General features: G+C 62.7%; 17 protein-coding genes. All 17 read left to right on the top strand.

Annotation, left to right across the window (positions count from 1 at the left end; translation table 11 throughout):
• Positions 1 to 33: 33 nt before the first annotated feature.
• A complete protein-coding gene (locus LDN70_RS06140) occupies positions 34 to 1167 on the top strand; it encodes a mannose-1-phosphate guanylyltransferase (RefSeq protein ID WP_142939918.1) in 1134 nt (377 codons plus the stop codon).
• A 110-nt stretch (positions 1168 to 1277) separates the two neighbouring features.
• The gene (locus LDN70_RS06145; RefSeq protein WP_166841459.1) at positions 1278 to 2483 is read left to right on the top strand and encodes an amidohydrolase; all 1206 of its coding nucleotides are present in this window, start codon (positions 1278 to 1280) and stop codon (positions 2481 to 2483) included.
• A 122-nt stretch (positions 2484 to 2605) separates the two neighbouring features.
• On the top strand, positions 2606 to 3040 hold the full coding sequence (locus LDN70_RS06150; RefSeq protein WP_223942065.1) for a MarR family winged helix-turn-helix transcriptional regulator: 435 nt from the start codon (positions 2606 to 2608) through the stop codon (positions 3038 to 3040).
• A 54-nt stretch (positions 3041 to 3094) separates the two neighbouring features.
• Positions 3095 to 3526 carry an organic hydroperoxide resistance protein gene (locus LDN70_RS06155; RefSeq protein WP_142939915.1) on the top strand — a complete coding sequence of 144 codons (432 nt, stop codon included), beginning with the start codon at positions 3095 to 3097 and terminating at the stop codon, positions 3524 to 3526.
• Positions 3523 to 4542 (top strand): NADP-dependent oxidoreductase, encoded by a 1020-nt coding sequence (locus tag LDN70_RS06160; protein ID WP_142939914.1) that lies wholly within the window; start codon positions 3523 to 3525, stop codon positions 4540 to 4542. The genes LDN70_RS06155 and LDN70_RS06160 overlap by 4 nt, the downstream gene beginning before the upstream one ends.
• A 245-nt stretch (positions 4543 to 4787) precedes the next feature.
• On the top strand, positions 4788 to 5894 hold the full coding sequence (locus LDN70_RS06165; protein WP_502773776.1) for a BMP family lipoprotein: 1107 nt from the start codon (positions 4788 to 4790) through the stop codon (positions 5892 to 5894).
• Positions 5895 to 6028: 134 nt separating this feature from the next.
• Positions 6029 to 7546, top strand: coding sequence for an ABC transporter ATP-binding protein (locus LDN70_RS06170; protein WP_142939913.1), 1518 nt, complete (start codon positions 6029 to 6031; stop codon positions 7544 to 7546).
• Positions 7539 to 8894, top strand: a complete 1356-nt coding sequence (locus tag LDN70_RS06175) for an ABC transporter permease (RefSeq protein WP_223942066.1) — start codon at positions 7539 to 7541, stop codon at positions 8892 to 8894. Before LDN70_RS06170 ends, LDN70_RS06175 begins: the two co-directional genes overlap by 8 nt.
• The gene (locus tag LDN70_RS06180) at positions 8891 to 10180 is read left to right on the top strand and encodes an ABC transporter permease (RefSeq protein ID WP_223942067.1); all 1290 of its coding nucleotides are present in this window, start codon (positions 8891 to 8893) and stop codon (positions 10178 to 10180) included. Before LDN70_RS06175 ends, LDN70_RS06180 begins: the two co-directional genes overlap by 4 nt.
• 2 nt (positions 10181 to 10182) lie before the next feature.
• Positions 10183 to 10587, top strand: coding sequence for a cytidine deaminase (locus LDN70_RS06185; protein ID WP_142939910.1), 405 nt, complete (start codon positions 10183 to 10185; stop codon positions 10585 to 10587).
• A complete protein-coding gene (locus LDN70_RS06190; RefSeq protein WP_223942068.1) occupies positions 10584 to 11894 on the top strand; it encodes a thymidine phosphorylase in 1311 nt (436 codons plus the stop codon). Before LDN70_RS06185 ends, LDN70_RS06190 begins: the two co-directional genes overlap by 4 nt.
• Positions 11895 to 11983: 89 nt before the next feature.
• Positions 11984 to 12634 (top strand): DedA family protein, encoded by a 651-nt coding sequence (locus tag LDN70_RS06195; RefSeq protein ID WP_142939908.1) that lies wholly within the window; start codon positions 11984 to 11986, stop codon positions 12632 to 12634.
• A gap of 192 nt (positions 12635 to 12826) precedes the next feature.
• Positions 12827 to 13519, top strand: a complete 693-nt coding sequence (locus tag LDN70_RS06200) for a DedA family protein (protein WP_142939973.1) — start codon at positions 12827 to 12829, stop codon at positions 13517 to 13519.
• 28 nt (positions 13520 to 13547) lie between these two features.
• A complete protein-coding gene (locus tag LDN70_RS06205) occupies positions 13548 to 14690 on the top strand; it encodes an adenosine deaminase (protein ID WP_223942069.1) in 1143 nt (380 codons plus the stop codon).
• Positions 14668 to 15357 carry a MazG nucleotide pyrophosphohydrolase domain-containing protein gene (locus LDN70_RS06210; protein WP_142939906.1) on the top strand — a complete coding sequence of 230 codons (690 nt, stop codon included), beginning with the start codon at positions 14668 to 14670 and terminating at the stop codon, positions 15355 to 15357. Before LDN70_RS06205 ends, LDN70_RS06210 begins: the two co-directional genes overlap by 23 nt.
• A gap of 116 nt (positions 15358 to 15473) precedes the next feature.
• Positions 15474 to 16754: a phosphopyruvate hydratase gene (gene eno / locus LDN70_RS06215; protein WP_142939905.1), complete on the top strand. Its 1281-nt coding sequence runs from the start codon at positions 15474 to 15476 to the stop codon at positions 16752 to 16754.
• A 148-nt stretch (positions 16755 to 16902) separates the two neighbouring features.
• Entirely contained in the window at positions 16903 to 17709 is an 807-nt protein-coding gene (locus tag LDN70_RS06220; protein ID WP_166841453.1) for an FtsB family cell division protein, read from the top strand.
• The last annotated feature ends 42 nt before the right edge of the window (positions 17710 to 17751 follow it).

Raw genomic sequence — 17751 nt, forward strand, 5'->3', positions numbered from 1 at the left:
GGGCTTCCCGCCGGCACAGGATAAAGTGTTGCGGTGAGTACAGAAGACGCGAAATACCCGGAATCGCCATTGAACCGCTTCCATGCGGTTATTCCGGCGGGCGGTGTGGGGACCCGGCTATGGCCACTCTCGCGTGCCGCTGCGCCCAAGTTCCTCCACGATCTGACCGGTTCCGGCAGCACGTTGTTGAGGGCTACCTATGACCGCCTGGAACCGCTGGCCGGTGAACGGGTCCTTGTTGTTACCGGTGAGGCGCACCGCGCCGCCGTGTGCCGCCAACTCCCCGAAATAGGTGACGACGAACTGGTGCTGGAGAGCGAGCCCAAGGACTCCGGCGCTGCAATCGGCCTTGCCGCCGCCATCCTTTACCGCCGCGATCCTGACACCATCATGGGTTCGTTCGCTGCAGACCAGGTCATCAGCCCGGACGATCTCTTCCTGGAGACCGTGCGCGAGGCAATCTTTACCGCGGCCACTGGCAAGATTGTCACCATCGGCATCAAGCCCACCCATCCCTCTACCGGATTCGGTTACATCCGCTCCGGTGCGGCCCTGAACGTGGAAGGCGCCCCGAACGCGCTTGCTGTTGCGGAGTTCGTGGAAAAGCCCAGCCAGGAAGTGGCCAACAAATACGTCGAGGCAGGGGATTACGTCTGGAACGCGGGCATGTTCGTTGCCCCCGTGGCGCTTATGCTCCGGCACCTTGAGGCCAATCAGCCTGAACTGTTCAAGGGCCTTCAGGAAATCGCTGAGGCCTGGGATACGCCGCAGCGCGCCGAAGTGACCTCGCGCGTGTGGCCAACACTGCCGAAAATCGCCATTGATTACGCTGTGGCGGAGCCAGCAGCGGAAGCCGGCGATGTCGCCGTCGTGCCTGGTACTTTCCGATGGGACGACGTTGGCGACTTCGCCGCGATCGGCCGCCTTAACAACGCAGGCGACGTCGACGAAGTGACGGTGCTGGGTGAGGGGGCCCGTGTGTTCGCCGAGAACGCCAGCGGCGTGGTGGTCTCCGATACCAAGCGCGTTATTGCCTTGATCGGCATCAAGGACGTGGTCATTGTGGACACGCCGGACGCGCTCCTTGTCACCACCAAGGAACACGCGCAACTGGTCAAGGGCACTGTTGACGCCTTGAAGGCCAGCGGCGATACGGACGTGCTGTAGTACTTCTGCTTATACCGTGAGCCACCTCTTTGGTTGTCCTGCGTCTGAACGCAGCGTAACCAAGAGGTGGCTTTCGTTCTTCAGGTGCCGCGCATGGCTAGAGTTGTGACGTGCGCAATTACACGACTGAAACCGAGCCCGCTCCCGTTGTGAGTCCTTGGGTTGATGAACTGCTCCCCGGACTGATCGAGTTCAGGAGGGACCTCCACGCGCACCCGGAGTTGTCCTTTAAGGAATTCCGCACCACGGACAAGCTCGTGGAGCGGCTGGAAGCAGCCGGGCTGAAGCCGCGGCGTCTGGATGAGACCGGACTGACGGTTGACGTGGGTGAGGGCCCCATTGCCACTGCCCTTCGCGGGGACATCGACGCATTGCCGATCATTGAGGAAACCGGCCTGCCCTTCGCGTCGAAGAACCATGGCGTTACGCATGCGTGCGGGCATGACGTCCACACCACCGCCATGCTGGGCATCGCCTTGACGCTGCAGCGGATGCACAAGAACAACCCGCTGGGTGGCACGGTACGGATCATCTTCCAGCCGGCCGAGGAAACCATGCCGGGCGGCGCCCTGTCCTGCATTGAGCAGGGTGTGCTTGAGGGCGTGCCGCGCATCCTTGCGCTGCACTGCGATCCGAGGATTAATGTGGGGCAGATCGGCACCCGCATTGGTGCCATCACTTCGGCCTCGGACACCATCAAAATTGAGCTTTCCGGCCGCGGCGGCCACACATCACGGCCGCATCTGACCGAGGACCTTGTGTTCGCGTTGGCCCAGATTGCGGTCAATGTGCCGGCAGTGCTTTCCCGCCGGGTGGATGTCCGCAGCGGTGTGTCGGTGGTGTGGGGCCAAATTTCCGCTGGTTCCGCGCCGAATGCCATACCGGGCTCCGGCTATATGGCGGGGACCATGCGCTGCCTGGACCGTGATGCCTGGCATAGCGCGGGGGAGTTGCTGGACGACGTGGTCCGGCAGGTTGCCGCGCCCTACGGCGTTGATGTGCACCTGGAACACACCCGCGGTGTGCCGCCCGTGGTGAACTCTGAGCATGAGACCGCCCTCATTGAAGCCTCTGCCCGCGCTGAGCTGGGTGAGAACGCAGTGGTCCTCACGCCGCAGTCCATGGGTGGCGAGGACTTCGCCTGGTTCCTTGCCGACATTCCGGGTGCCATGATGCGCCTGGGCACGCACACTCCTGGCGGCGAAGAGTACGACCTCCACCGCGGTGACTTCATTGTTGACGAGCGCGCCCTCGGATACGCCATCCGCGTCCTGACCGCCGCCGCCCTCCGCACCATCCGCGACCTCGAGCAGTAAACCCAACTAAGTCCGCAGTTAAGCGCGTTTTGACCCTCAAAACGCGCTTAACTGCGACTCAGTTGGGTTCTTGTGGATGGGATGAGTTGTGCACAATTGAATTGTGCACTATCGTTTTAGTCATGAGTGATGCACCCCGCCTCCGCCATCAGGTCTGCTTTGCGCTGTACTCGGCGTCCAAAGCGGCGACGGCGGTCTACCGCCCCGTGCTGGAGGAGCTCGGCCTGACCTATCCGCAGTACCTGGTGATGCTGGTCCTCTGGGAGCAGGAGCCACGGAGTGTCCGTGACCTTGGTTCGGAACTGGGCTTGGATTCCGGAACGTTGTCCCCCCTGCTCAAGCGCCTGGAGGTCATGGGACTGGTGGAACGCCACCGCTCGGCCGAGGATGAGCGCCGGGTGGATGTAGTCCTGACCGACGCAGGCACCGCGTTGAGCGCCAACGCCCAGGCTGTACCCCAGCGCCTCGCTGACGCTGCCGGCCTCTCGGCCGAGGAAATCGGGCAGCTGCACGCCACGCTCGGCAAGCTCACGGCAGCGCTGAACAGCTCACTCTGAACAGACCTCCCGGAAAATCCCGGGACATCCCTTCCCTAAGAGAACGGAAACACCATGAAGACTCTCTACACTGCTGAGGCACTGGCCTCCGGCGAAGGCCGCGACGGCAACGCCCGCACCAATGATGGCAAGCTGGATGTCGCACTTGCCAGCCCCAAGGAGCTCGGCGGAAACGGCGAAGGCACCAATCCGGAGCAGCTCTTCGCCGCCGGTTACGCAGCCTGCTTCCACTCCGCCTTGCGGTTGGTAGGGCGCAAGGAGCGCGTTGACCTGACCGATTCGGCCGTCGCCGCCAGGATCCACATCGGCCCGCTGACCGACAGCGAAGGCTTCGGCCTCGCTGCCGAACTGGAAATCGCCCTGCCTGCCCTGGACCGCGAAACGGCTGAGCAACTCATGCACAAAGCGCACCAGGTGTGCCCTTACTCCAACGCCACCCGCGGCAACATGGCCGTAGACCTCAAGCTCGTGGAGTTCGCAGCATGAGCGCCGTTTCCATGCCCGTAGAAACCCGCGAAATTCAGCTGGCTTCCCGCCCCAAGGGCCGCCCGGTGGCAGATAACTTCCGGCTCACCCAGGCCCAGCTGCCTGAGCTCGGCGACGGACAGATCCTGGTCAAGAACCAATTCATGTCCGTTGACCCCTACATGCGTGGGCGCATGAACGACGTCAAGTCGTACTCGGCTCCGTTCCAGATCGATGCAGCGCTCGACGGCGGTGCGGTGGGCGAGGTGATCGCGTCCCGTTCGGACGCGCACAAGGTGGGTGACGTCGTCGTGCATTCACTCGGATGGCGCGAGCACGCAGTAGTGGATGCCGCAGCCACCACCCCGGTCCCCAGTGGGCTTGCTCCCACCTCCGCGTTCCTTGGCGCCTTGGGCATGACCGGCCTCACTGCCTACTCCGGTCTGCTCAAAGTGGCGGAGTTCAAGGAAGGCGAAGTTGTGTTCGTCTCCGGCGCCGCAGGTGCCGTGGGTTCCATGGTGGGCCAGATTGCCAAGGCCATGGGCGCTTCCAGGGTCATCGGCAGTGCCGGATCGCCGGAAAAGGTTGCCCGCCTGCTGGAGCTCGGCTTCGACGCCGCCTTCAACTACAACGATGGTCCGGTCCTTGACCAGCTGCGTGAAGCAGCAGGGGAGCGCGGGATCGACGTGTACTTCGACAACGTTGGCGGCGAGCACCTCGAGGCTGCGTTGGCAACCTTGACTGTGGGCGGGCGCATTGCCATGTGCGGTGCGATCGCACAGTACAACTCCACCGAGCCTCCCGCAGCTCCCCGCAACCTCATGCAGGCAATCGGCAAGCAGCTGACCATGCGCGGATTCCTGGTGGGCGGCCAGCGTCAGCACGCTGCCGAGTTCGCCCAGAAGATGGCCGGCTGGTTGGCCGATGGCTCAGTGAGCTATGACGAGACGATCGTTGACGGTCTGGAGAATGCGCCGCAGGCATTCATGGACCTTCTGGACGGTGCCAACACCGGCAAGATGCTGGTCCGGCTCTAATTTAGAGCCCAGCGCCACGTGACTTGCGCACCCGGCTACTGCTTGGTAACAAAAGGTCAACAATCTGACCTGGAGGGATCATTTGTGGTAGCTGGGTGTGTTCCAGGCCACTAGTGTTGGTTTCATCAATGCGCTTCGGCGCAGCTGCGAGCATCAGTGAAAACAGAGTTTCTGCCTCAGGTATTAGGAAACGGACACTCATTGACCATCCGTCGTAGCGCCATCACTTTCTTCCTGGAGGAAAATTGAAGAAACCACTGCGTGCCACCCTGAAGCGCGGTTCAATGGCCGGTGTTGCCACCCTCGGTGCAGCCGCGCTCCTGCTGACCAGCTGTGGCCAGGCTCCCGACGCCGGATCCGGCGCGGCCACCAAGAGCGACTTTGTGGGTTGCATCGTCTCTGACTCCGGCGGATTCGATGACCAGTCCTTCAACCAGTCCTCCTTCGAGGGCCTCAAGAAGGCAGAAACCGACCTCGGCATCACCGTAAAGTCGGCCGAATCCAAGGCCAACAGCGATTTCGAGACCAACCTGAACGGCATGATCTCGGCCGGTTGCAACCTCACCGTGACGGTGGGCTTCCTCCTGGGCGACGCCACCAAGGCCGCCGCGGAGAAGAACACGGACAAGCACTTCGCGATCGTGGACTACACGTACGAGACCCCGATCGCCAACGTCAAGCCGATTGTCTATGACACGGCACAGGCGGCCTACCTCGCAGGATATGCGGCCGCGGCCGCCACCAAGACCGGCAAGGTAGGTACCTTCGGCGGTATTAAGATCCCCACGGTCACCATCTTCATGGATGGCTTCTACGACGGTGTTCAGGCCTACAACAAGGCCAAAAACAAGACTGTCCAGGTAGTCGGCTGGGACAAGACCACCCAGGATGGCTCCTTCACGGGCGACTTCGAGAAGCAGGACACCGGCAAGCAGGTCACCATCAACCTGTTGGACCAGGGCGCGGACATCATCATGCCCGTGGCCGGACCGGTGGGCAAGGGTGCCGGTGCTGCGCTGAAGGAAGCCAAGGCTGCCGGCAAGGACGTCAAGCTCATCTGGGTTGACTCCGATGGCTACCTGACCGCTCCTGAGTACAAGGACCTGATGCTGACCTCCGTGGTCAAGCAGATGGGCGAAGCCGTCGAAGCAGTGGTCAAGGACGATACCGAAGGCAAGTTCAACAACGCAGCCTACGTGGGCACCCTGGAGAACGATGGCGTTGCCATCGCTCCGTTCCACGACTTCGACTCCGCTGTGACCGCAGAGACCAAGTCCGAGCTTGATGCCCTCAAGGCGGACATCGTCTCCGGCAAGCTGGTTGTCGAATCGGCAGCGAGCCCCAAGAAGTAATTCAATTCCTGGACGCGCCGCCAGTACCGAGCCCCGGTACTGGCGGCGCGTTTTTGCCCTGACTAGGCTGAACCCAAAGCTCGTGGCTTTGGAGCTGTTCGGCTGTCCCTCGGACTCACAGAACGGTGGGAGTTGTGAAACTCGAATTGAAGGGGATCTCGAAAGCCTTCGGGACCTTCTACGCCAACCAAGACATCGACCTCGTGGTCGAATCCGGCCAAATCCATTGCCTCCTCGGTGAAAACGGTGCCGGCAAGTCAACCCTCATGAACGTGCTGTACGGGCTGTATGAGCCCACAGCAGGCCAGATCCTGGTGGACGACCAACCGGTCACCTTCCGTGGACCCGGCGACGCCATGGCAGCCGGCATCGGCATGGTGCACCAGCACTTCATGCTGGTTCCCGTCTTCACCGTGGCAGAAAATGTGGCACTCGGAGCCGAACCAACCACGTTCGGCGGTGTGCTGAGCATTGAGGAGACCCGCAAGAAAATCCGGGAGATCTCCGATAAATACGGGTTCGACGTCGATCCCGATGCCCTGGTGGAGGAACTGCCAGTGGGCGTCCAGCAGCGCGTGGAAATCATCAAAGCACTGGTGCGCGAAGCCAAGGTCCTGATTCTGGACGAACCCACTGCTGTGCTGACGCCTCAGGAAACCGACGAACTCCTGGACATCATGCGTCAGCTCAAGGCCGGCGGCACATCGATCGTGTTCATCTCGCACAAACTGCGCGAAGTAAAAGCTGTCTCCGACGTCATTACCGTGGTCCGCCGCGGCAAAGTGGTGGGTGACGCGCCACCCACGGCATCAGCCACTGAACTGGCCTCCATGATGGTGGGCCGCCCGGTGAGCCTGAGCCTGAACAAGGCCCCGGCACAGCCGAAGGAAACCACCTTTGTGGTCGAAAACCTCACGGTCCGTGCCGCCAACGGAACCAATGTGGTGGACGGAATCAGTTTCTCCATCGCCCAAGGCGAGATTCTCGCCGTCGCCGGTGTCCAGGGCAACGGGCAAACCGAACTCACCGAAGCCATCCTTGGCGTGCAGGAGCACGTCACGGGTTCAGTGACGCTTGACGGCAAGCAATTGCTGGGCCTCCCGGTCAAGGATGTCCTGCGCTCGGGCGTGGGTTTCGTCCCGGAAGACCGAACCGTCGATGGACTGGTGGGTCCTTTCTCGGTGGCAGAGAACCTGATCCTGGACCTCTACGACCAGGCACCTTTTGCCAGCGGAATTGGCATGAAACCTGCCAAGGTGATGGAAAACGCCAAGGCAAAAATCGACGAGTTCGACATCCGCACTCCCTCTGCCGGGGCTGCTGCGGGAACGTTGTCCGGTGGCAACCAGCAGAAAGTGGTGATGGCCCGTGAACTGTCCAGGCCACTGCGGTTGTTCATTGCCAGCCAACCGACCCGCGGCGTGGACGTAGGGTCCATCGAATTCCTGCATAAGCGCATCGTGGCCGAGCGCGACGTCGGAACGCCGGTCATGATCGTCTCCACTGAGCTTGATGAAGTGGTTGAACTCGCCGACCGGATTGCAGTGCTCTACAAGGGCAAACTCGTGGGCATCGTCCCCGGTGGAACGCCCCGCGACACCCTTGGCTTGATGATGGCCGGCGTCGGCCCTGAAGGAGGCTCCGATGACTGAGAACAACCAGTCCAGCAACGAGCAAAAACCGGCCCAGCCAGCTGAGGACCAATCCACCGCTGATCTCCGGGCCGCAGATGTCTCACTCGATACCGCAGGGGGCGCGATGGAGCCCTCCATCGTGCCGGTGTCCTCCCAAAGCGGGGACGCTGGTACGCACCAGGGCAGCGTAGTCCGCCGGATCGTCATGGGGAACGGATTCGTCTCCGTCCTTGCGGTCATCGTGGCGCTGTTCCTGGGTGGCCTGCTGATCGCCAGCACGGACGCCCAGGTCGCCAAGACCGCGGGCTACTTGTTCGCGAGGCCCACGGACTTCCTCAGTGCGTTGTGGTCAGCCATGACCGAGAGCTACGTTGCGCTCTTCCAGGGCTCGGTCTTCAACCCCCGGCAGGGACTGCAGCCCCTGCTCGAAACCATGACGGTGGCTACACCCCTCATTTGCGCGGGGCTGGGTGTTGCCCTGGCCTTCCGTGCCGGCCTGTTCAACATCGGCGCCCAAGGCCAGATCATCATCAGTGCAACCCTCGCGGCGTATGTCGGGTTCGCCTGGCACCTGCCGTTCGGGCTGCACCTGCTGGTGGTCATCATTATGGGCGTCCTAGGCGGTGCACTCTGGGGCGCAATCGTCGGAATCCTCAAGGCCAGGACCGGTGCGCACGAGGTGATCGTGACCATCATGCTGAACTACGTGGCCCTGTTCCTGCTGGACTTCCTCCTGAACACGGCTGCGTTCCGGCGGCCCGGGGACAACAGCCCCATCTCGCCCCGCCTGGACGAGTCCGCCACCTACCCCGTCCTCATTCCGGGATCCCGGCTCCACCTTGGCTTCCTGATAGCCATTGCACTGACCTTTGGCGTGTGGTGGCTGCTGAACCGCTCCACCATCGGCTTCGAATTCCGCGCCGTGGGGGCGAACCCCATCGCAGCGCGGACGGCTGGCGTGAAGGTATCCCGCGCCACCATCCTTGTCATGGCCATGGCAGGTGCGCTTGCCGCGTTTGGTGGCATCGCCCAGGTGGCCGGTACCGAGAAGGTGCTGACCGGTGGCGTCGCTGCCCAGATCGGTTTTGACGCGATCACTGTTGCGTTGCTGGGCCGCAGTACGCCGTGGGGCACGTTCTTCGCCGGCCTGCTGTTCGGTGCCTTCCGTGCGGGCGCGGTGCAGATGCAGATCCAGACCGGAACGCCCATCGACATCGTGTTGGTGGTCCAGTCCCTGATTGTCCTCTTCATCGCAGCACCGCCACTGATCAGGTCCATCTTCCGCCTTGAGCCCAAGAAGAAGGCCAAGACATCCAAAGCGGCTCCCAAGGCTGCCCTCGCCAACGCCTCCGGAGGTGCCAAATGAGCGCGACAACCACCGCTCCGAAGCCGGGATCCACCACTTTGCCCGCCTTCAGGCCTTCCATGAAGGTCCCCCTGTCCTTGGGCATCCTGGCCCTTGTAGCCCTGGTCTTCTTCGGCTTCCTGGGCTCGGACCAAACCGCCGAGATGAAAATCAGCGACGCCGGGGACGCCGTCGCTGTGCCGGCTCTCATGATTCCCGGCCAGGTGGGCGGGATCGTGTTCGGCATTCTGCTCCTGGCCATGGCCGCCTACTCGATTTACCTCTGGACCCAGGGGGAGCGGTCACCCAAGTGGCTGCCCATAGCGTTCGCCGTGGTCTTTGTCTTTGCACTGCTCGTCTGGATCGTGGCAGGCGCACGCCAACCCTCCATCTCGTTGGCCGGCCTCGTTGCCGGTTCAGTAACGCTGGCGGTGCCTTTGGTTTTCGGTTCCCTCTCCGGCGTGTTGTGTGAGCGCGTGGGCGTGGTGAACATCGCCATTGAGGGCCAGCTTTTGGGTGGTGCCTTCAACGCCGCGCTGGTGGCCACCATGACGGGAAGCCCTTACATCGGGCTGATCGCAGCAGCTGCTGCCGGTGCTGCCGTGTCCATGGTCCTTGCTGTTTTCAGCATCAAGTACCTGGTCAACCAGATCATCGTGGGCGTGGTCCTCAATGTGCTGGTCTCGGGCCTGACCGGCTTCCTGTATGGGACCTTGATGGTGCCCAACAAGGAACAGTTCAACACCCCGGGACGTCTGGATATCCTGCCGATCCCGCTGCTTTCGGACATCCCCATTATCGGGCCCATCCTGTTCGAGCAGTCCATCGCTGGTTACCTCATGTACATTGCCGTGGCCGTGGTGTGGTTCGGTTTGTTCAAGACCCGCTGGGGACTGCGTGTCCGCGCCGTCGGCGAGCACCCGCAGGCTGCTGACACCCTGGGTATCAACGTCAACGCCACCCGCTTCTGGAACGTCACCTTGGGTGGTGCCATCGCGGGTATCGGTGGCGCTGTTTTCACCCTGGTGACCATCGACTCTTTCACCAAGGACATCTCCGGTGGCCGCGGCTTCATTGCCTTGGCGGCCCTGATCTTTGGCCGTTGGAATCCGATCGGCGCCTTCCTGGCCTCGCTGTTGTTCGGCTTCGCCTACAACCTGCAGTCGATCCTTGGCATCATTGGTACCCCGGTTCCGAGCCAGTTCATGGCCATGCTGCCGTACTTGGTGACCATCTTCGCAGTCGCGGGTTTGGTGGGTAAGTCGCGGCCACCGGCCGCGAGCGGCATACCGTACGTGAAGGGTTGACGATGCCGGCAAATGATATTGACTGGCAGACGCTGGAGGCGGCAGCCCAGCAGGCCATGAAGAACGCCTACGCGCCCTACTCGAAGTTCCCGGTGGGGGCTGCGGCCCTCACCGAGGACGGCCGGATTGTGAGCGGCTGTAACGTCGAGAATGCCAGTTACGGGCTGACCCTCTGTGCCGAATGCGCGCTGGTGGGACAGCTCCACATGACAGGCGGGGGCAGGATCGCCGCGTTTTATTGCGTGGACGGCCAAGGAAATATCCTCATGCCGTGCGGGCGCTGCCGCCAGTTGCTCTACGAATTCAGGGCACCCGGAATGCAGCTCATGACAACTCAGGGAATCAAATCCATGGACCAGGTGCTGCCTGATGCGTTTGGTCCTGAACATCTGGAGGAAACCACGTGACCAGCACCGAAGCCTTCGACGCCGTCCAGATCATTTCCATCAAGCGCGACAAGGGCACGCTCACTCCCGAGCAGATCGACTGGACCATAGACGCTTACACCCGCGGGGTGATCGCCGAGGAACAGATGGCGGCACTGAACATGGCCATTCTGCTCAACGGCATGGACCGTGCTGAGATTTCCCGCTGGACTTCCGCCATGATCGCCTCGGGCGAGCGGATGGACTTTTCGTCGCTGACAACGCCCGACGGCGGCCGGAAGGCTACCAGCGACAAACACTCCACCGGTGGGGTGGGGGATAAGATCACCCTTCCGCTGGCCCCGCTGGTAGCCGTTTTTGGCGTGGCGGTCCCGCAGCTCTCGGGCCGCGGACTGGGCCACACGGGCGGCACACTGGACAAGCTTGAAGCCATTCCCGGGTGGCGGGCCAACCTGAGCAACGACGAAATCATGGCCCAGCTCCAGGACGTGGGTGCGGTCATTTGCGCCGCAGGCTCCGGGCTCGCTCCGGCGGACAAGAAGCTCTATGCCTTGCGTGATGTCACCGGAACTGTTGAAGCCATCCCGCTCATCGCTTCCTCGATCATGAGCAAGAAGATCGCCGAAGGAACGGGCTCCCTGGTGCTGGACGTCAAGGTGGGTTCGGGAGCGTTCATGAAGGACGAAGCCCGTGCCCGGGAACTTGCCGAGACCATGGTGGCCCTGGGCAAGGACGCAGGTGTGCACACTGTCGCTCTGATGACGGATATGTCCACGCCGTTGGGATTGACCGCGGGAAACGCGATCGAAGTGGAGGAATCGGTGGAGGTCCTTGCCGGCGGGGGTCCGGAAGACGTCGTCGAACTGACCGTCCGCTTGGCCGAGGAGATGCTGGCCGGTGCCGGCATCCACGACGCCGACCCCGCAGCTGCTTTGAAGGACGGCCGTGCCATGGACGTCTGGAACCGGATGATCGAAGCACAAGGGGGAGATCCCCGGGCCGCTCTGCCCGTGGCCAGGGAATCCGAGGTTATTTACGCACCCGCAGACGGTGTCCTGGTGGAACTGGATGCGCTTTCCGTCGGTGTCGCCGCCTGGCGCCTCGGCGCCGGCCGTGCCCGCAAGGAAGACCAGGTGCAGGCCGGCGCGGGAGTGCGGATGCACGCCAAGCCCGGTGCGCTGGTCCGTGCGGGAGAGCCCTTGATGACGCTCCTGACGGACACCCCGGAGAAGTTCGCACGGGCCAAGGAAGCGCTGCAGGACGCCGTGGTGATCGCGCCCGAGGGTTCACGCCCGGCGCATCAGCTCATCATCGACCGCATCGCCTAGGCTTAAGTGTTCCGGGCTGTTCCCCACGGAACAGCCCGGAACACCAGTCATCCGGCGCCTGTGGGGGAGCCGGCTACCGTAAGGAAACCGTGCAGGGCATCAACGATTTCATCCTCGCAGCAGCCGAGCAGCCATGGGTGTTGTTCCTGGTGCTGGCCTGCTGCGTGATAGATGGCTTCTTCCCGCCCATCCCCAGCGAATCCGTGGTGGTGGGCCTGAGCGCCGTCTCCGGAAGCAGCGGCTCGCCCAACGTGTGGCTGCTGGGTTTGATGGCAGCCCTGGGAGCGTTCTCCGGCGACAACATTGCGTATATCATCGGCCGACGCATCGGCATCCAGCGCTGGCGTTGGATGCGCACGCAGCGGATGCAGGGCGCCTTCCGTTGGGCAGGCAAGGAACTTCGACGGCGGTCGGCCTCGCTCATCATGGTGGCCCGCTTCATCCCCATTGGCAGGGTGGCTGTGAACCTGACAGCCGGCGCCACGCATTTCCACCACCGACGCTTCGTGGCCCTCACTGCCATGTCCGCCGTCCTCTGGGCCACGTATTCGGTGATCCTTGGCTACTTCTTTGGTGTCTGGTTCGAGGACAACCATCTGCTGGGCGCCGTCATAGCGATCGTTGTGGCCGTGATCCTGGGAATCATCATTGATCGGATCATCAGTAAAGTCCGGGGATCGGTTCCCTTGGACGGCAAAAACATCCCGGAGGAAGACGCCCCGACTCCACCCACGGTATGACGCTTCCTGCCCCGGAAGATCAGCCCGGCGGTTGACGACGGCACCTTATCAGCACCTATAGCGTTAAGCGTGTGATCCCTTGGCTGGGGCGTAGCGAACGACGTCCCGGCCGTGGGACACTAGAGCGACTTCGGTCACATCGTCAAGTCATATTCGTCTAGGAGCTACCGTCGCGTGGAGTTTTTGAACCAAATGCTCGAGCATGCAGCCGGGCAGCCCTGGATATACCCGGTACTCCTGGTCTTCTTCTTCATTGACGGATTTGCCACCATCCTTCCCAGCGAAACAGCCATTGTTGGCCTCTCGGCGCTGTCCCTTCACAGCGGAGAACCCAACCTCTGGATTCTGGGAGCCACCGCCCTGGTGGGCGCCATGGCCGGGGACAATATGGCCTACATGCTGGGCCGGAAAATCGGCCTCACCCGCTGGAAGTGGATGCGCAGGCCCAAGGTCCAGAAGATGTTTGCCTGGGCGCAGTACGAGTTGGACAAGCGCGGCGCGGTACTTATCTTCACGGCCCGGTACATCCCTTGGGGTCGCGTAGCTGTGAACTACGTTGCCGGACAAACCGGTTTCCGCCACCGCACTTTCTTCTGGCTGGACGCTTTCGCGTGCATCACCTGGGTTGCGTATTCCATCGGCATTGGCTTGCTGGCGGGTCAATGGGTCCACAACAATCCATTGCTGGGCGTGGGGATCGCCGTCGCGTTTGCCGTGATCCTGGGAATTGTGGTCGATCACGCCCTGCGTTGGTGGCACAAGTACCTTGAGAAGAAGGATGCCGCCCGTGAAGCGGCTGCAGAGGCTGCGGTACCCGCAGCAGAACCGTCGGATTTGTCGCAAAAGGCAGCCGCCGGCGTCGACCTCTCCAAACCCGCTGGCTAAGCATCTGCCGTCCCCCTACAGTTAGTACGTGACTGAGCCTATTCTTGACGCTGCCCCTGCCCTTGATTTCGATTTGAAGTCCCTGCCCAAGGTTTCCCTCCACGATCACCTGGACGGAGGACTTCGCCCGGCCACCATCATCGAGCTGGCCGAAGCCGCCGGCCACACCCTGCCCTCCACCGATCCCGTGGCACTGGGCGAATGGTTCCGTGAATCCGCCGACTCCGGTTCGCTGGTTCGCTACCTCGAAACGTTCGACCACACCGTGGCCGTCATGCAGACCAAGGAAGGCCTGTTCCGGGTCGCCAAGGAGTTCGTGGAAGACCTGGCCGAGGACGGCGTGGTGTACGGCGAAGTCCGCTGGGCACCTGAACAGCACCTGCAGCAGGGCCTGACCTTGGACGAGGTTGTGGAAGCGGTGCAGACCGGCCTCGAGGCAGGCATGGAATCCGCTGAAGAACGCGGCCAGCAGATCCAGGTAGGGCAGCTCATCACTGCCATGCGGCACGCCGACCGCGGTCAGGAAATCGCCGAGCTCGCTGTCCGCCACCGCGCCAACGGCGCCGTCGGCTTCGACATTGCAGGCGCTGAGGACGGCTTCCTGCCCTCCCGCTTCAAGGACGCGTTCACCTACCTGGCAGAGAACAACTTCCCGGCCACAGTCCACGCCGGTGAGGCCGCCGGATTGGACAGCATCCAGTCCGCCCTGGTGGATGGGCGCGCCTTGCGCCTGGGCCACGGTGTGCGGATCGCCGAGGACATCTCGGTGGAGTTCGAGGACAACTCCGACGACGACGGCGAGGACACCATCGGCATGGTGACTATCGGCAGCGTGGCCGCTTGGGTCCGTGACCGCGGAATTGCCTTGGAAATTTGCCCTTCCTCCAACCTCCAGACCGGTGCCATTTCCGGCTTTGGCGAGGGCATTGAAAGCCACCCGGTGGACATGCTCTTCCAGCTGGGCTTCAACGTCACCATCAACACGGACAACCGCCTCATGAGCGGTGTGACCCTGACGGATGAGTTTGAGCTCCTGGTGGAAACTTTCGATTACGACCTCGAAGACCTGCTCGAACTGACGCTCAACGCCGCAGAAGCAGCTTTCCTGCCCTTGGACGAGCGCGAAGCCTTGGTTGAGTACATCAACGATGCCTACGCCAATCTCGGCTAACAACGGCCTGGCGGAGCTGCTGGGGACCGTTGCCGCCCTGCGTGAGCACTGCCCTTGGATGGGTGCGCTGACCCACGAATCGCTGGTTGAGTACTTGATCGAGGAAGCCTATGAAGTGGTGGACTCGATTGAGGCCGGCGACTCCCTCGACAGGGACCACGAGCTCCGCGGCGAGCTGGGCGATGTGCTGCTTCAAGTAGTACTTCACGCCCGGCTCGCCGAGGAGCGCGGCAGTTTTGACTTCGAGGACGTAGCCCGGGAAATCAACGCCAAGATGGTCCGGCGAAATCAGCACGTCTTCAAAGCCGACGGATCCCTGCAGGACAGTTTTCCGGCCAGCGTGGAGGAAATCATCATCAAGTGGGACGCCGCCAAACGCGCCGAGAAGCCGGAGCGGAAAGATCCCTTCGAAGGCATCCCGCCGCACCTTCCTGCGTTGGCAGCGGCGCAGAAGTCCCTGGACCGGGCGGCCCGCGCAGTTCTGCCGGTTGACACCAGAACCCGCTCGGCCGACGTCGTACTTCCTGTCGTCCCGGACTCGGAAGAGGAGCTCGGCGCGTTGCTGCTCGCCGTCGTTGCCGGCGCCCGGGAGCAAGGACTCGACGCCGAACGGGCCCTCCGTGCCGCTGTTCGATCGTTTCAGAACACCCAGGCGCGGCCTTCATGACGTGAACAGTTGGAAGCCGTGCCGTAACCTAAGCCACTCTGGACTACGCTAGTAGCGACGAGGACGTTGAGAATTTCCCTCCTCATTCCTGTAATTTGCCCATAAGGAGCACATCCATGGCGCTTATCGATGCCATCCACGCACGCGAGATCCTTGATTCCCGCGGAAACCCGACCGTAGAAGTTGAGGTCCTGCTCTCCGACGGCCAGATCGGCCGCGCAGCAGTTCCTTCCGGTGCCTCCACCGGCGAGCACGAAGCCGTTGAACTCCGCGATGGCGACAAAGGCCGTTACCTCGGCAAGGGTGTCCAGAAGGCTGTTGACGCCGTCATCGACGAGATCTCCCCGGCCCTGATTGGTTTCGACGCCACCGACCAGCGCAGCATCGACCAGGCCATGATCGACCTGGACGGCACCCCCAACAAGGGCAAGCTCGGCGCCAACGCCATCCTGGGTGTCTCCCTGGCCGTTGCCAACGCTGCTGCAGCTTCTGCTGACCTTCCGCTGTACAAGTACCTGGGTGGCCCGAACGCCCACGTGCTGCCCGTTCCGCTGATGAACATCCTCAACGGCGGCTCGCACGCCGACTCCGATGTGGACATCCAGGAATTCATGATCGCCCCGATCGGTGCCGAGACCTTCTCCGAAGGCCTGCGCTGGGGCGTTGAGGTTTACCACAACCTCAAGGCTGTCCTTCAGGAAAAGGGCCTCTCCACCGGCCTCGGCGACGAAGGTGGCTTCGCCCCCAACCTGCCGTCCAACCGCGCTGCACTGGACCTGATCACCGAAGCCATCAAGAATGCCGGCTACACCCCGGGCACGGACATCGCCCTTGCGCTGGATGTTGCATCCTCCGAGTTCTACAAGGACGGCGCCTACCAGTTCGAAGGCAAGGCACTTTCCGCCACCGAGATGAGCGCCTACTACGCCGAGCTCGTTGCCGACTACCCGCTGGTTTCCATCGAAGACCCGCTGGATGAGAACGACTGGGAAGGCTGGAAGACCCTCACCGACACCATCGGTGACAAGGTTCAGCTGGTGGGCGATGACCTCTTCGTCACCAACCCGGTCCGCCTGCAGCAGGGCATCGACGCCGCCACGGCCAACTCCCTGCTGGTCAAGGTCAACCAGATTGGTTCCCTGACCGAAACGCTCGACGCCGTGTCCCTGGCCCAGCGCTCCGGTTACACCACCATCACCTCGCACCGCTCCGGCGAAACCGAGGACACCACCATTGCTGACATCGCGGTTGCCACCAACGCGGGCCAGATCAAGACCGGTGCCCCGGCCCGCTCCGAGCGCGTGGCCAAGTACAACCAGCTGCTGCGCATCGAAGAAGAACTCGACGACGCCGCACGCTACGCCGGCCGCAGCGCGTTCCCGCGTTTCAAGGGCTAGCCTTCAGCGAAAACAGCTAACCGGTGGCTATGGTGGAAAGACCATGGCCGCCGGTTCTGTTTAACTCCGGTTCTGCTTAACGCGGGCCAGGTCAGCAACAGCAAGCGCAGCAACCCGCCAGGCAAGCACCGGGCATTACAGGAGTGTCATGGCCACCCGTCGTCCAAAGGTACCCAGGGCCGACGCCCTTGGCAGCACGCCCAGCCGCAGCCGCCCCGCCGGTGGCAGCCAAGCTCCCGGTGGTAGCCAACCTTCCGGTGGTAGCCCATCCGCCAGTGGTTCCCGCCCGTCCGGGGAAGGCGCAAGCTCCCACGTCGCCTCCGGCAAGGGATCCCAGGCTGGATCCAAGGGCGCGGAGGTCATCAAGGCCGAGTTTGGCGGCGAGCGTGCACCGTCGAACGCATCGACTCCCGCGGTGGGGAGCAAAGCCCCCGGCGCCGGCAAGAACTCCGCCGGCAGGAAGCCAACGGGGACTACATCCAAGGGTGTGGACACTAAATCTCCGGGCAAGGACCAGGGCTCCGGAAAGTCGGGCCCTGCCAAGGAAGACCGCGACCTCGATCCCGTACCGGCAAAAGCATTCTCCGGCCGGATGCTTGCGCTGGCCGTGGTGATGATTGCCATCACTATCCTGCTGGCCCCCACCGTGAAGATTTTCCTGGAGAAACGTGCCGAAATTTCCGCGCTGGAGGCAGAAATTGCCGGGCGGAAGGCTGAGCAAACTGAGCTGAACAAACAGCTATCCCGGTGGCAGGACCCCAACTACGTGAAACAACAGGCCCGGGACCGCATTAACATGGTTATGCCGGGTGAAACAGGTTACTGGGTGTTTGGGGGAGAAGAAGCCGCCGGCACACCGGGTGGCCGCACCGGCTCCGGATCGTCGGCCAACCCGGAGAATCTGCCCTGGGTGGATGCTCTCTGGGAGTCAATCAGACGATCGGCAACTGACTAGACGCGGTGCCCGCCGCCGTCGTGTCCGCATGGGACGTGACAA

The organism is Arthrobacter sp. StoSoilB22, from assembly GCF_019977315.1.
GTDB lineage: Bacteria > Actinomycetota > Actinomycetes > Actinomycetales > Micrococcaceae > Arthrobacter.